Below are 14,742 nucleotides of genomic sequence, written 5' to 3'. Positions count from 1 at the left end.
GTCACTCCTTGGTCGCGCCGGCGAGCATCCCGGAGACCAGGGCCCGCTGCGAGAACAGGAACACCACCAGCACCGGGACGATGGTGAGCAGTGTCGCCAGGGCGAGTTCCGGCCGCATGATCTGGTCGCCGAGCCCGCTGGAGGTGTTGAAGACCGACGACGAGGTGAGCAGGTTGTTGAGGCCCACCTGCGCCGGGTACTGGGAGCTGTCGGGCAGCATCACGAACGGCAGGAAGAAGTTGTTCCAGTTGCCGACGAAGTTGAAGAACCCGACCAGGGCGACGACCGGTTTCGCGAGCGGCATCGCGACCAGCCGGAACACCTGCCACTCGGAGCAGCCGTCCATGCGGGCGGCGGACAGCAGGTCGGCGGGGACGTTGGAGGAGAAGTAGATGTAGGTGAGGTACACGCCGAAGGGGAAGAACGAGAACGGCAGGATCACCGACCAGATCGTGCCGTCCAGGTGGACGGCGTTGACCTCCAGGTACAGCGGCAGCACCAGCGCCGCCGAGGGCATCAGCATCACCAGCAGGGTGACGGTCAGCAGCACGTGACGGCCCACGAACCGGGTGAGGGCCAGGGCGTAGCCGGCCGGGATGCTGGTGACCAGGGTCAGCAGCAGCGCGCCGAAGGAGTACAGCGCGGAGTTCTTCAGCCAGGTGAGGACGACCCCGTCCTGGAAGGCGTACAGGTTGTGCCAGGCCCGGGACAGGCCGCCGAACGATCCGAACGCGAACGGGCTGTCGCGCAGGATCTGTCCGTCGGTCTTGGTCGGCGCCAGCAGCAGCCAGACCACCGGCAGCAGGAAGAAGAGGGTGAACAGGCCCATGACGACGATCCAGGCCGTCCGGGCGGCCAGGGACCTGGGCCGCAGCCGGCGGGCGGCCGGCGCGGTGCGGCGGCCGGCGCCGGGCGGGGCCGGCGCCGGATCGCTCGCGGCGAGGCGGGTGGTGGTGGCGGACATGGTGACCTCTGCCCTTTCAGTCCCGGTCGAACAGGCCGGCGCGGAAGACCACGAGCGCGGCGCAGCCCAGGCCGAGGACGAGCAGGTCGACGGAGAGCGCGGCGGCGCCGTTGAAGTCGCCGGCCTGGAAGGCGTACTGGTAGGAGAGCTGGTTGGGTGACCAGCTGTCGGGGATCATGCCCCAGCTGGCGGTGGAGACCAGTTGCGGTTCGACGAACAGCTGGGTGCCCGCGGCGAACGCGAGAATCAGCATGTAGGCGATCCACTTGGTCAGCATGGGTATCTGGATGCGCAGCGCGATCTGCAGGGGACTCGCCCCGTCGATCCGGGCGGCTTCCAGCACCTCGTGGGGGATGTTGTTCAGCGCCCCGTACATGATGACGATCCAGCCGCCGGCGCCGGTCCAGAACGCGATGACGGTGAACAGCACCGGCAGGTGGCCCGGGGCGATGACCTGGGCGAGGGTGTGCCAGCCGAAGGCCTCGAGGAGCCGGCCGACCGGGCTGGCCGCCGGGTCGAGGAGGATCAGCCAGAGCAGCACGCTCGCCACGCCGGCCAGCGCGCCCGGCAGGTAGAACAGGAACCGCAGGGTGGCCGAGGAGCGCCGCATCCTGCCGTGCAGCAGCAGCGCCAGCAGCACGACCAGGACCATCAGGACGGCCAGCCAGATCAGCAGGTACACCCCGATGTGCACGAACGCCGAGCCGAACCGGAAGTCGGCGAAGGTGCGGGTGAAGTTGCCGAGGCCGACGAGCTGGCCGCGGGAGTTGGACAGGGCCAGCCAGACGGCGTAGCAGGTGGGCAGGACGCCGAAGGCGAGCAGCAGGACGACGTAGCCGGAGGCGAAGAGGTATCCGGCCCGTCCGGCGGGGTTGGTGGCGGTTCGCCCGCCCCGCCGGACGCGCTGTGCCGGTGCGGTGGTCATGTGGTGCCTCAGTTGTTGACGGTGTAGCCGAGCGACTTGGCCTTGTCGGTGATGGCGGTCTGCCAGGTGTCCAGCGTGCCGGTGATCGTCTTGCCCGAGTTCAGGGCGGGGATCACGGTCGAGGCGTAGACGGCCTCCTGGCTGTACTGGGTGGCGGACCAGCCGGGCCACACGGCGCCGGCCGCCGAGCGGAAGGCGTCGCTGACGTCGGTGGCGAAGTAGCCGGTCTTCTTCTGGTTGGCCAGCCAGGCGGTGGCGGCCTGCTTGTAGGCGGGGTAGGTGCCGGCGGTGGCCTGGTAGTCGTCCGAGGTGGTCATCCAGGTGACCAGGTCGGAGGCGGCCTTGAGGTTGCGGCTGTGCGAGGAGACGAACCACACACCGCCGCCGACGTTGCCGGTGTAGGCGGTGGAGTCGCCCTCGAACTTCAGCGGGGCGGCCGCGGCGATCTGCCCGGCGGGGGTCTTGAAGGTGGAGTTGAAGAGCGTCTGACCGTACCAGGACGGGCCGGGGAGCATCAGGACCTTGCTCGCCTTGTTCTTGATGAAGCCGGCGCCGAAGACGCTGTCCTTGGACACCGAGCCCTTGGCGATCAGGCCGTCCAGGAGCTTCGCCATGCGGGTGCACTTGGCGTCCTGGAGGTTCACGGTGACCTTCTTGGCGCCGCTGACGGTGCTGGCGGGGCACTGGGAGGCCCAGAAGTACACCTCGGGGGTCCAGGGGTCGCCGGCAGTGCCGACCAGGTAACCGGGGTGCTCCTTGGCGACCTTCTTGCCCAGGGCCTGGTACTCCTCCCAGGTGGTGGGCACGGAGTACCCGAAGGAGTCCATGAGCTTCTTGTTGTACCAGAGGACGCCCTGGGCGAGGTCGTTGCGGAGACAGTAGGTGTCGCCGCCGACCGTGCAGGGCGCCAGTGCGTTGTCGGCGAATCCCTTGATGGTGGAGTCGGAGACGATGTCCTGGTTCAGCGGGGCCGCGTAGGCCTTGCTGCCCTGTGCGGCCCAGGTGACGTCGTTGTAGTTGGTGCTGAACGCGACGTCCGGCCAGCCGCTGCCGGTGCGGTCGAACAGCTGCACCTTGGTCTGGAGGTCGTTGGCGCCGTTGGCGTCACCGCTGTACGTGACGATCTTGAGCTTCACGTCCGGGTGCGCCTTCTGGTACGCCTGCACCCCCGGCACGCGGGTGGCGTCCGCCCAGACGGTGATTTCGCTCCCGGCCTTCTGCGTGACGGGCTTGAACGCGCCGGACGCCGCGTCGGTGGACGGCGTGGGGTCCGCGCTGCCGCAGGCCGCGACGCTCAGCAGGGCCGCGGTGGACAGGGCCACCCCGATGGCACGTCTGCGGGAACGGGAGAGCGCGAAGGGAACACCGTTGTTCATGGCTGACCTCTTGTGCGAAGTGTGCGGAGTATCGGGACGTCGAGCTGCACTGATTCGAAGGAAAGTATGCTGATCGGCCGGATTGCTCAGGCTTTGGGTGGCACTACCGTTTCGTCGTCGACGTAGGGCTGGAGTGCCGCGGGGTAGTCGAGCCCCGCCGGGAGGGCGACGCCGGGTCCCTTGGGCGCGTGGACCAGGCCGTTCTCGTCGATGCCGCTCTCGCGGGTGATGGGATTGCCCAGCACCAGGGACTCGTAGTAGGTGTTGTTGGAGATCGCCATGCACAGGTGGCGGTTGGGGATCTCCGGCCCGTGCACCTCGGCGCGCAGCCGGTAGGCGTCGGCGAGGTGGGCGGTGCGCATGGCTCCGGTGAAGCCGCCGCGCAGCTGGGTGGAGGCGCGCACCCCGAAGGTGGCGGCGCCCGCCTGGATGAAGTCGGCGGAGTTCATGTGCGCCCCGTCGGAGGTCTCGGCGACCAGGAGCGGGACGGCCACCGCGTCGGCGAGGCGCTTGTAGGCGGTGACGCTGAACTCCCGCATCGGCTCCTCGTACCAGAGGAAGCCCGCCTCGGCGAGTGCGTGGCCGACGTGGATGGCGTCGGGCAGGTCGAAGCCGGCCGAGCCGTCGTACATCAGCGGGACGTCGTCGCCGACGTGCTCGCGCAGGGCGAGGCAGAGCCGGGCGTCGCGCCGGGCGTCCCCCCAGGCGTGCAGCTTGATGGCGGGGTAGCCGAGCTCCAGCGCCTGGTCGGCGATGTCGAGGTACTCCTCGGTCGAGGAGTAGGTGACCGTGGAGGCGTAGGCCGGGATCGAGGTGCGGTAGCCGCCGAGCAGCTGCCAGGTGGGCAGGCCGGCGAGCCGTCCCGCCAGGTCCCACAGCGCGGTGTCGACCAGGCCGAGCAGATAGAGGGGGAGTTCCTCGGTACGGTCCAGCTCCCACATCCGGTGCCACAGCCACTCGCGCTGCAGCGGGTCCTGGCCCACCAGCTCCTCCCGCAGTACGCGGTCCAGGAGGTCGGCGAGCATGACGGCGGTGCCGCGGCGCGGCGCCATGGCGACCCCTTCGACCCCCTCGTCGGTGCGGATCCGCAGGACCGCGGCCTCACCCTCGGCCGGACTGCCGTGCAGTCCCCGCCTCCAGACGAACGGCGGATCGGCCGCGGGGACGCGGACGGGGTGGCTCTCGACTTCGGCAATGCGCACCGTGCGGTACCTCATTCATTCGTCTCTCCGGCGAAATGTTCGGGTAACGTAAGTCGTCATACGACTGCTGTCAAGGGTGTGCGCACGCTAGACTGAGCGGCGGCGATCCGACGACGAAAGGACCAGATGATGGCGCAGATCAGCACCGGCGAGGCCCGTGGTTCCGCCGAGCTCGCGCCCTGGCCCAGGCGGCCGGCCCGTCTCGCGCACGCCGTTGTCGAGGCGCTGACCGACCGGGTGGTCGCCGGGTTCTTCCCACCCGGCTCGGTGCTGCCGTCCGAGCCGGAGCTGTGCGAGACCTTCGGCGTCAGCCGCACCACCATCCGGGAGGCCGTGAAGGCGCTGGAGGCCAAGGGGCTGGTCCATGCCCGCCAGGGCTCGGGGACCACGGTCGCCGCCCAGGAGGAGTGGAACCTGCTGGACCCGGTGGTGCTCGCGGCGACCTTCCAGCACGACGACGAGCTCGTCGTCCTCGACCAGCTGGTCGGGATCCGCTCGGCGCTGGAGTCGCAGATGGCCGCCCAGGCGGCCGCGGTGGCCGACGAGGCCGACCTGCGTGCCATCGAGGAGGTACTGCGGCGGATGGACGAGGAGACCGGCACCCCGCAGCGGTTCATCGAGACCGACGTGGCCTTCCACGCCGCTGTCATGCAAGCATCAGGCAACCGGCTGGGGCAGTCCATCGTCCGGATCGTGCACACCCAGGCACGGACCACCAGCCTCTACAACGGCACCCCCGACGAGCGGGCCTGCGCGACCGCGAACGCCGAACACCGGCGCATCGTGGAACGGCTCACCGCCCGCGACGCCGAGGGCGCCGCCCGCGCCATGGCCGCCCACATCGAGCAGGCCTGGCAACGCCGCCGCTTCCCCGCCTCCCGCTCCTCGGCCGGCTAGACCCGCCCGCCCCTGCCCCGCCTCCCGGCAGGGGGCCGGCTCGTCCGCCGCGCCCTCGCGGACCCGCCCCACGCCGGGGGCGATGCCTGCGTCGTGTACGGCGCCGCGCGCGTCGGCGGACGCTGCCCCGCGCCCCGCGTCCGGCACATCTGGCGCTCCGCCTGTCCCGCCCGGCTTCCGGCGTCCGGGGCCCGGTGTCCGGCGCCGCGCCCCGCGTCTGGCGCTTCGCCCACCGCGCCCCGCGTCTGGCGCTTCGCCCACCGCGCCCGGCGTTGGGCGCCGTGCGCCCCGCGCGCTCGGACGTGTGATCCCGGCGGCTTCCGGCGTGCCTGCGAGCGGTGTGCGTGCACAGTCGCGGAACCGGTTCGCCGCCGAGCGCGCCCAGGCCGGAAGGGTGTCTTCCCGCCGCCGCACAGCCGACGCCGATGCCCCGGCTGTCCGGCCGCGTCGGGATCGCGTCCCGCGAAGTGGTGTAGGGGACCAAGTGCGACACATTCCGGCCTGCTGAGGCGAATTCAACGCCCGTGCCGGCGGAGCAGCCGCTCCCGGCCTGCGGGTTCCGGCGCCTTGATCGCCTACAGCACCGGGCGGGACGCCACCCGCGTCGGCCGATCGTCGTGGCGGGCGCGTGGGAAGCGATATCCCCCCACGAGGCAATAGATCCGTTTTCCCGACGATTCGTTCGCGTGCGTCGCCGAATGGCCTTTCGATCTTCGGGCGCTCTATGGCTAATATCAGGCCACCAACCGCTACTGCCTGGCGCGATCTCGTCACGGTGCGGCTGAACAGTGACGAGGAGAGTGTCTCGCGCGTGAGTGGATCGAGCAGGATCGGACGCCGCGGATCAGGCGGTTCGCGGGCCGGCCGGCGACGTACGGACCCGACCGACATGCAGCCGTCCACGGCCGGTGAACGTCGCCTGCCGCTGCGCACGGTGCTGCTGGTACTGCTGCTCGTGCCGAGTGTGGCGCTGGTCGCGCTGTGGGGCGTGGCCACGTACCAACTGGGCGACCAGTACCGGAAGCAGAGCACCCAGCAGGACCTGAGCGCGACTGTCGCGCCGGTCAACGCGGCCCTGTTCAGCGCCCTGGAGCAGGAACGGCGGCTGACCGCGGAGGCGCTGGCCTCACCCCGGACTGCCCGGGCGGCCCTGGCCCGGCAGCGCACGCTCACCGACCGGGCGGTCAAGGCCTTCCGGCCGCTGACCTCGCTGGACACCGGCGACGGTCAGCGAGGACTGGGCGACGCGCTCGCCCGGACCATGAAGACGACCGGGCGGCTGGCGCAGGAACGCCGCGCGGTGGACGCCGGCACCGTCGGCCAGGACCGCGCCTTCGCCTACTACACGGAGGCCGTCGAGGCCAGCATCAAGGTGTTCGCCGTGCTGTCCCACGGCACCAACGGCGAAGTGACCGGCCTGTCGCAGGTCCTGCTCGACCTCAACGGGGTCGTGGACATGATCGGCCGGGAGGACGCGCTGCTCGCCCGGGGCTGGGCGTCGGGCCGGCTGTCGGCCGAGGAATACGACCGGGTCACCGACGCCATCGGTACCCACGAGTTCCTGCTGGACTCCCGCGTGGCGCCCAACCTCACCCCGGCGGAGAGCCGGATGTACGCGGCGATGACCGCCGGCAAGGAGTGGAAGAGCCGGGTCGCGCTGGAGGAGCGGCTCCAGTCCGCCGACGGCGCGGACGGTGTGACGCTGCCGCGGGCCCGGGACCAGTGGCGGGCCGCGACAGACGCCTCGGTCGACGCCCTGGGCCGGCTCACCCGCGTCCACTTCGGCGTCGCCGACGCCGCCGGCGCCGCCGAAGTGGGACGGCTGCGGCTGTTCCTGTTCTCCGCCTCCGCTCTGGGCCTGGTCGCGATCGCCCTGGTCGTGCTGGTGGCCTGGCGGCTGACCGCGATACTGCGCCGACGGGTCACGGCGTTGCGCGACCTGGCGCAGGACCTGGGGCAGCGGCTGCCGCAGGTGGTCGCCCGGCTCGAACGGGGCGAGGACGTGGACGTCGACGCCGAGGTGCCGACGCTCACACCGGCATCGGACGAGTTCGGCGAACTGGTCCGGGCGCTGAACACCGCCAGCCGCAGCGCGGTCAGCACCGCGGTGCGCCAGGCCGAGCAGCACCGTGGCTTCGAGCGCCTGCTGCAGCGCATCGCGCGCCGCACCCAGCTGCTGATCGGCCTGCAGCTGAAGAAGCTGGACGAGCTGGAGCGCCGGCACGAGGACCCGCAGCTGCTGGAGGGCCTGTTCGACCTGGACCACCTCACCGCCCGGCTGCGCCGCTACGAGGAGAACCTGGTGATCCTCGGCGGCGGCCAGCCGCGGCGCCACTGGCGCAGGCCGGTACCGCTGCTGGACGTACTGCGCGCCGCGCAGGGCGAGGTGCAGGACTACCGGCGCATCGCGATCGACGTCGAGGGCCGGCCCTGGGTCTCCGAGCGGGCGGTGGGACCGCTGATCCACATCCTGGCCGAGCTGATGGAGAACGCGACCGCCTTCTCCAAGCCGCCGACTCCGGTCGAGATCAAGGCGGCGCCGGTCAGCCGGGGCATCGCGGTGGAGATCGAGGACCGCGGACTGGGCATGGACGCCGAACAGTACGAGGCCGTCAACGCCCTCATGCAGGCGCCCCCGCAGCTGGACGTGATGACCCGCGCCGACGACGTGCGGCTGGGCCTGTACGTGGTGGCCCGCCTGTCGGCGGGCCTGGGCCTGCAGGTGGAACTGCGGCCTTCGGCGTTCGGCGGCACCCGCGTCATCGTCCTCGTGCCGCAGGACCTCGTGGCCGAACGGCCCCGGTCGGTGGCGGACGCCGCCGACAGCCCGTCGCCGGACGACACCGGCGCCGCCCTGCCGCCGCCGCGCCGGCCCGTCGACTCCCGTCCCGCGGACGGCTCTCACCGCGCGGACGGCCCGTACGGCCTGCCGGTGCGGTCGCGGGGACAGGCGATGGCCGGCGTCACCGCGACCGAGCCGGCTGCCGCGCCCGAGCCGTCCGCCGCGGACACGCCGGCCGCGCCGGACGCGCAGGCCGGGCCCGCGCCGCTGCCTCGCCGGACACGTCAGGCCAGCCTGGTGGCCGAGCTGCGCGCGCCGACCCCGCAGGACCCCCCGGCCTTCCAGGCCCCGCCCAGTGCCCCGGCCCGCTCCGGCGCCACCATCGGCGCCTTCCAGCGGCAGTCCCGCAAGAATCGCGCCGACGGCGCCCGGCCGTCCGTGCCCGGCACCGACCAGCCCGAACCGCTCACGACGGAAGACCGAGGATGACTCAGCGAACCATCGCCACCGACGCAGACCTGGACTGGCTCCTCGACGGACTGGTCGACCAGGTCGCCGGCACCCGGCATGCCGTCGTCCTGTCCGACGACGGCCTGGTGATCAGCCGTTCGAAAACCATCGACCGCTCCGACGCCGAGCGTCTGGCCGCGATCGCCACCGGTCAGCAGAGCCTGGCCCGCGGCGTCGGACAGCTCTTCCGGGGCGGACCGGTCCACCAGGTCATCGTCGAGATGGCCGACCTCTGGCTGTTCGTCACCGCGGCCGGCCGGGGCACCCACCTGGCCGTCGTCGCCTCTCAGGAGGTCGACGCCGAAGTGATGGCGGTCGCCATGCACACGCTGGTCCAGCAGGTGGGCCAGAAACTGGGCACCGACGCACGTACCCCGCAGTCCGGCCCGACACCGCCCGCCGGTCCCGGGGCCGGCGCATGAGGCATTGGACGGAGGAAGCCGACGACGACGCCGACCAACCACTGGTCCGCCCCTACACCATCACCGGTGGCCGAACCACCGCCGGCCGTGACGACCTGACCCTGATCACTCTGATCACGGCGCAGACCGTCTCCAGCGCGGACACCACGGCCGACCGGCAGGCACTGCAGCCGGAACACCGCACCGTCCTGCGGCTGTGCGCGCGCGGGCCGGTCGCGGTGGCCGAGATCGCCGCCGAACTGGACCTGCCGGTCTCGGTGACCAAGATCCTCATCGGCGACCTGATCGACGCCGGACGGGTACGCGCCCGGCCGCCGCTGGCCTTCGCGCACAACGGCAACCTCCCCGACATGACCATCCTTGAGGCGGTGAGAAATGGGCTCCGCGGGCTCTGATCCGGCGCAGACGGCCCAGGCCGTGAAGATCCTGATCGCCGGCGGCTTCGGGGTGGGCAAGACCACCCTGGTCGGCGCGGTCAGCGAGGTCGCCCCCCTCCACACGGAGGAGTACCTGACCCGTGCCAGCGTCGGCGTGGACGACCTGGTCGGCATCGGCGCCAAGACCACCACCACCGTCGCGCTGGACTTCGGACGCATCACCATCAGCGACGAGCTGGTGCTCTACCTGTTCGGCACCCCCGGCCAGGAACGCTTCTGGTTCATGTGGAACGACCTGGTGCACGGCGCCCTGGGAGCGGTGGTACTGGCCGACACCCGCCGCCTGGAGGTCAGCTTCGCCTCCATCGACTTCTTCGAGAGCCGAGGCATCCCGTTCGTCGTCGCGGTCAACTGCTTCCACAACGTCCGCGACCGCACGCCCCAGGAGGTCCGCACCGCCCTGGACCTGGACCCTCAGGTTCCGCTGGTGATGTGCGACGCCCGTGAACCGGCCGACGCCCGAGAGGTCCTGCTCGCCCTGATCGAACACCTCATGGCCCGGCACTCCGCACCGCAGCCGACCGTGTGAAGCACCCCGACGGGCCTCACGGGGGCGTCAGCCGTCCACGCACGACCACACTCGTGCCCCCCGACGGCCGACGCCCCCGCGCGGGACGGAAAAGCCCGGGGGACGTCAGGTGATGTGGCGCAGCAGGGCGGCGACGGCCGGTGGGGGCTCGCCGGGGGGTCGTACGACCATGACCTTCCAGCTCGGGGCGTGCCGGTCGAAGCGGTACTGGGGCAGATCGGGGAAACCGTCCGCGATCGACTTGGGCATGACGCAGACGCCCAGGTCGTTGCGGACCAGTTCGGCCGCCGCACCGATGTCGTTCACCTCGAACGTCGTACTGCGGTCGACGCCCGCGGCGCGGAAGGCCCGGTCGACCGCGTAGCGGATGGCCCACCCGGGGGTGAAGTCCACCAGAGGCAGCCCCGCGACGTCGGCGAGCCGGACCTCGCCGTTCGGCGCCGCGCCGGCGAGCACCCGCCGGGGCGCCGCCAGCAGCACCATGTCCTCGCGGGACAGCAGCCGGGTCGCGAGCCCGCGCTGCTGCTGGCGGTCCAGCGCCACCACGGCCAGGTCCACGGTGCCGTCACGCAGCGCCTGCCGGATGTCGGCGACGGCCGCCTGCCGCAGCCGCACCACCACGCCCGGATGCTCCGCGCGCAACGCGGCCAGAGCATGGTGGAGCCCCGCCCACACCCCCTGCATCGTGCCGACCGTCACCCGCCCGCACAACTGCCCCCGTACGGCGTCGACGGCCTCCCGGGCCAGTTCGGCGGCCCGGAGCGTCGCACGGGCGGCGGGGACGAACGCCTCGCCGGCCGGGGTGAGGGCGACGCGGTGCGTGGTGCGGTCGAACAAGGGGGTGCCCAGTTCGCGTTCGAGGGCGCGGACCGTGCTGGACACGGCGGACTGGACCACGTGCAGCCGGCGTGACGCCGCCGTGAACCCGCCGGTGTCCGCCACCGCGACGACGACCTCCATCTGCCGCAGATCCATCATCCGCTCCCGGTCCAGCAGCGTTCACGGCCGGCGCGAGGGCGACCGGCGTCGATCTTCGCTGCATCGTACGGGGAAAGTCCGCGGACGGGCGGAGCCGGCCCGCGGCCGTTCCTCAGGCGCGGACCAGCGGGGTGTCGACCAGATGCTCGGCCAGGAACCACGCCTGCCGCTCGCCGGTCCTGATCACCTGCGAGACCAGCAGGTCGATGGTGCCGTCGTCACCGTACTCGGCGGTCCGGGCGGCGGCGTCGTGGGTGTCGATGAGGATCGTCTCGTGGGCCTCGAGGAGCCGGGACAGCATGGCCGGCACCTCCTCCACCCCGTCCGGGGGCCGCGGGATCGACGTGATCTCGGCGACGTGCCGCGGATCTCCCACCGCCACACCGCCCAGCGACTGGACGCGTTCGGCGAGGGTGTCGATGATCTCGAGCTGTTCGCCCGCGTGCTTGTCCAGCACCAGGTGCAGCTGGTAGAAGGTCGCGCCGCGCATCAGCCAGTGGTGCTTCTTGTAGAGGCCGTAGAGGATCTGCGTGTCCGCGAGGACCTTGTTCATGCGCTGGCAGGAGTACATCCGCGCCTCGTAGGACAGGGCGACCGGGAACTGCTTGACGGTCCCGAACTCCTGGATCACCTCGCCCTTCTGGTGCAGCCAGGGCTGACTGCCGTGCGCGGATGGAGAGTTGGTGGTCATGGTCCGCCTCCTGCGGTGCCGTGCTGTGCGTACCCCGGTGACGCTAGGCGCACGGTCGGGGGGTGTCTTGACCGGCAGTGCATGCGGTGCTGCCCGCCAGCGCACCGTGCCCCCGCCCCCGGTCCCGCCGCTCCCGGCGTTCGCTCTCGGGCAAGCATCCGTGCGTCGGCGGACTCGGGCCGCTGTCCGGGCCGACCTAGCGTCGGCCGGGAAGTCCGTGCGCGGAGAGCCGGCGGAACGAGGAGAGGCATGAGCGCGAACGAGCAGGCGGACGTGGTGGTCGTCGGCCTGGGGCCGGGCGGCGAGTACGTCGCCGGCACGCTGGCCGAAGCGGGACTGGACGTGGTGGGGGTCGAGGCGGACCTCGTCGGCGGCGAGTGCCCGTACTGGGCGTGCGTGCCCAGCAAGATGATGATCCGGGCCGGCAACCTGCTCGCCGAGGCGGGCCGGGCACCCGCCCTCGCCGGTGAGGCCGCCGTGACTCCGGACTGGGCCAGGGTCGCCGGACGGATCCGCGACGAGGCCACCGACGACTGGAACGACAAAGTGGCCGCCGACCGCTTCACGGCGAAGGGCGGCCGGCTCGTCCGGGGTGAAGGCCGCCTCGCCGGGCCGCGCCGCGTGACGGTCGGCGACCGCACGTTCGAGGCCCGGCGCGGTGTCGTGCTGGCCACTGGTACCCGGCCCCGGATCCCCCCGGTGCCGGGGCTGGAGGGCACGCCGTACTGGACCAACCGGGACGCCATGGCGGTCGAGGAGCTGCCGGCGTCGATGCTCGTTCTCGGCGGGGGCGCCATCGGCGTCGAACTCGCCCAGGTCTTCGCCCGCTTCAAGTGCGCGGTCACCGTGATCGAGGGGCAGCAGCGGCTGCTGTCGCAGGAGGAGCCCGAGGCGGGGGAGCTGGCCGCGGACGTGCTGCGCGCGGACGGTGTCACCGTGCTGACGGGCGTGCGGGCGCGACAGGTGGGCCATGACGGCTCCGGGTTCACCGTGCACATCGAGGGCGACGACCGGCCGCTGCGCGCCGAACGGCTGCTGGTCGCCACCGGACGCCAGGCCGACCTGGGCCCGCTGGCGGTCGACACGGTGGGGCTCGACCCGGAAGCGGGCGCCGTTCCCACGGACGGGCGGATGCGGGCCGCGGAGGGGCTGTGGGCGGTCGGCGACATCACCGGCCGGGGCGCCTTCACCCACGTGTCGATGTACCAGGCGCAGATCGCCGTCCGGGACATCCTCGGGCAGCCCGGACCCGATGCCGACTACCGTGCGCTGCCCCGCGTCACGTTCACCGATCCGGAGATCGGGGCCGTGGGCCTGACGGAGCGCCAGGCCCGGGAGCGCGGCCTGCGCGTGCGCACCGGCGTGGTGCCCGTCGCCTCCTCCGCGCGCGGCTGGATCCACGGGCCGGGCAACGAGGGGTTCGTCAAGCTCGTCGAGGACGCCGACCGGGGCGTGCTGATCGGAGCGACCTCGGCCGGGCCGGTGGGCGGGGAGGTGCTGTACGGGCTGAACGTGGCCGTCCACGCCGAGGTTCCCGTCGCCCGGCTCCGGCATATGATCTACACGTATCCCACCTTCCACCGGACCATCGAGACAGCCCTGGGAGCCCTCCGCTGAACGGCGCCCCGACCCCGCAGGCGGCCCCGCGTCCCGGGCGGTGGCGCACCATGGTGGGCCGCAACCCGGGCGAGCCGCACCGAGCCGCCACCTCGCTGGAACTCTTCTTCGACCTGTGCTTCGTCGTCGCGGTGGCGCAGGCGTCCACGAGTCTGCACGAAGCGCTGACGGAGGGGGACCAGGCCGGCGGCGTACTGCGGTTCGCGCTGGTCTTCTTCGCCATCTGGTGGGCGTGGATGAACTTCACCTGGCTCGCCTCCGCCTACGACCCCGGCGACATCGCGTACCGGCTGACCGTGCTGGTGCAGATCACCGGCTCGCTCGTGCTCGCCGCCGGGGTGCACCGTGCGTTCCAGGACGGGGATCTGCGCGTCATCACGCTCGGGTACGTGGTGCTGCGTACGGCGTTGGCCACGCTCTGGCTGCGTGCCGCGCTGTCCGACCCCGCCCGGCGCAGGACCGCGCTGCGCTTCGCGGCCGGGGTGACCGCCTGTCAGCTCGGCTGGGTGGCCTTGCTCTTCGTCCCGGCGCCGGTGCGGCTGCCGGGCATCGTGGTGATGGTCCTCGCCGAACTGTCCGTTCCCGTGTGGGCGCAGGCCGCCGGGATGACGCCCTGGCATCCGCGCCACATCGCCGAGCGCTACGAGCTGTTCACCCTGATCGTCCTCGGCGAGTCCGTCTCGGCCGCCACCGTGGCCGTCCGCGGCGCCTTCGACCGGCACCAGGGCACCGGTTCGCTGTACGCGCTGGCGGCCGGCGGCCTGCTCATGGCCTACGCCATGTGGTGGCTGTACTTCGCCCGACCCGCGCACACGCTGCTCGCCACCACGTACCAGGCTCGCCACCGGAGATTCCCCTGGGCCTACGGCCACTACCTGATCTTCGGGTCGGCGACCGCGGAGGGCGCCGGGCTGGCCGCGTACGCCGATCACGTCACGGGTCACGGCGGGGCCTCGCCGATCGTGGCCGGCGCCGCGGTCACCGTCCCGGCGGCCGTCTTCCTGATCACGGTGTGGGGCGTGCACCTGCGGCCGCACCAGAGGAGCCTGGGGGAGTGGATGCCGTTTCCCGTCGCCGCGGCCGGTGTCCTGGCGGCCGCCTGGTCCCCGGCACCCGCGCTGCTCGCCGGTGTGCTCCTGGCGGGCCTGGTCGCGGTGGTCACGGTGCCGCGCCGGTGACCGGGCCGGCGGCGGAGACCGGCCCGCGGCGGTATTAGGCCCGCGGTGGTGACCGGCCCGCGGCGGTATCGTGCCCGCGGCGGTGACCAGCCCCGGGCACGACCGGGCGGCCGCGGGGACGGGCACCGTAGGGGAAGCCCGTCCGCGCGGCCGCCTTGCCGCCCGGGCCCGGTCGGTCCGTCGCGCCCGCCACCGCGGAGGGCGCGGGGCGCCGGTGCCCGCCCGGGGGTGTGC

The 14,742-nt window shown here is 72.3% G+C and carries 13 protein-coding genes; 7 read left to right on the top strand and 6 right to left on the bottom strand.

Going from position 1 to position 14,742, the window contains the following annotated elements:
- Position 1 precedes the first annotated feature (1 nt).
- From ACZ5GT_RS16045 to ACZ5GT_RS16030, 4 genes are all read right to left on the bottom strand, one after another.
- Positions 2-964, bottom strand: a complete 963-nt coding sequence (locus ACZ5GT_RS16045; protein ID WP_469022552.1) for a carbohydrate ABC transporter permease — start codon at positions 962-964, stop codon at positions 2-4.
- A 16-nt stretch (positions 965-980) separates the two neighbouring features.
- Complete coding sequence (locus tag ACZ5GT_RS16040; RefSeq protein ID WP_469022548.1) at positions 981-1,889, bottom strand: carbohydrate ABC transporter permease; 909 nt, start codon at positions 1,887-1,889, stop codon at positions 981-983.
- 8 nt (positions 1,890-1,897) lie between these two features.
- Positions 1,898-3,265 carry an ABC transporter substrate-binding protein gene (locus tag ACZ5GT_RS16035; protein ID WP_469022544.1) on the bottom strand — a complete coding sequence of 456 codons (1,368 nt, stop codon included), beginning with the start codon at positions 3,263-3,265 and terminating at the stop codon, positions 1,898-1,900.
- An 86-nt stretch (positions 3,266-3,351) separates the two neighbouring features.
- Positions 3,352-4,467: an enolase C-terminal domain-like protein gene (locus ACZ5GT_RS16030; protein WP_469022539.1), complete on the bottom strand. Its 1,116-nt coding sequence runs from the start codon at positions 4,465-4,467 to the stop codon at positions 3,352-3,354.
- Positions 4,468-4,596: 129 nt separating this feature from the next.
- Here ACZ5GT_RS16030 and ACZ5GT_RS16025 point away from each other — a divergent pair, with 129 nt between their 5' ends.
- The 5 genes from ACZ5GT_RS16025 (at position 4,597) to ACZ5GT_RS16005 (ending at position 10,044) form a co-directional block, all read left to right on the top strand.
- On the top strand, positions 4,597-5,364 hold the full coding sequence (locus ACZ5GT_RS16025) for a FadR/GntR family transcriptional regulator (RefSeq protein WP_469022536.1): 768 nt from the start codon (positions 4,597-4,599) through the stop codon (positions 5,362-5,364).
- Between the two features lie 889 nt (positions 5,365-6,253).
- A complete protein-coding gene (locus ACZ5GT_RS16020; protein ID WP_469022531.1) occupies positions 6,254-8,635 on the top strand; it encodes a sensor histidine kinase in 2,382 nt (793 codons plus the stop codon).
- Positions 8,632-9,078 (top strand): roadblock/LC7 domain-containing protein, encoded by a 447-nt coding sequence (locus ACZ5GT_RS16015; RefSeq protein WP_469022525.1) that lies wholly within the window; start codon positions 8,632-8,634, stop codon positions 9,076-9,078. Before ACZ5GT_RS16020 ends, ACZ5GT_RS16015 begins: the two co-directional genes overlap by 4 nt.
- Positions 9,075-9,473, top strand: coding sequence for a DUF742 domain-containing protein (locus tag ACZ5GT_RS16010; RefSeq protein WP_469022519.1), 399 nt, complete (start codon positions 9,075-9,077; stop codon positions 9,471-9,473). The genes ACZ5GT_RS16015 and ACZ5GT_RS16010 overlap by 4 nt, the downstream gene beginning before the upstream one ends.
- Positions 9,454-10,044, top strand: coding sequence for a GTP-binding protein (locus ACZ5GT_RS16005; RefSeq protein ID WP_469022516.1), 591 nt, complete (start codon positions 9,454-9,456; stop codon positions 10,042-10,044). The genes ACZ5GT_RS16010 and ACZ5GT_RS16005 overlap by 20 nt, the downstream gene beginning before the upstream one ends.
- A 105-nt stretch (positions 10,045-10,149) precedes the next feature.
- Here the strand turns inward: ACZ5GT_RS16005 and ACZ5GT_RS16000 are convergent, their stop codons facing one another.
- Both ACZ5GT_RS16000 and ACZ5GT_RS15995 read right to left on the bottom strand, forming a co-directional pair.
- Positions 10,150-11,019, bottom strand: coding sequence for a LysR family transcriptional regulator (locus ACZ5GT_RS16000; protein WP_469022513.1), 870 nt, complete (start codon positions 11,017-11,019; stop codon positions 10,150-10,152).
- Positions 11,020-11,134: 115 nt separating this feature from the next.
- Positions 11,135-11,713: a Dps family protein gene (locus tag ACZ5GT_RS15995; RefSeq protein ID WP_469022510.1), complete on the bottom strand. Its 579-nt coding sequence runs from the start codon at positions 11,711-11,713 to the stop codon at positions 11,135-11,137.
- A 249-nt stretch (positions 11,714-11,962) separates the two neighbouring features.
- Between ACZ5GT_RS15995 and ACZ5GT_RS15990 the strand changes: the two genes are divergently transcribed.
- Both ACZ5GT_RS15990 and ACZ5GT_RS15985 read left to right on the top strand, forming a co-directional pair.
- Positions 11,963-13,330, top strand: a complete 1,368-nt coding sequence (locus ACZ5GT_RS15990; protein ID WP_469022507.1) for a dihydrolipoyl dehydrogenase family protein — start codon at positions 11,963-11,965, stop codon at positions 13,328-13,330.
- A 50-nt stretch (positions 13,331-13,380) separates the two neighbouring features.
- Positions 13,381-14,508: a low temperature requirement protein A gene (locus ACZ5GT_RS15985; protein ID WP_469022504.1), complete on the top strand. Its 1,128-nt coding sequence runs from the start codon at positions 13,381-13,383 to the stop codon at positions 14,506-14,508.
- Positions 14,509-14,742 lie beyond the last annotated feature (234 nt).

Source organism: Streptomyces sp. NPDC031340 (assembly GCF_055569945.1).
Note: the sequence above shows the minus strand (reverse complement) of the source record. Positions and strands in the feature narration are given on the sequence as shown.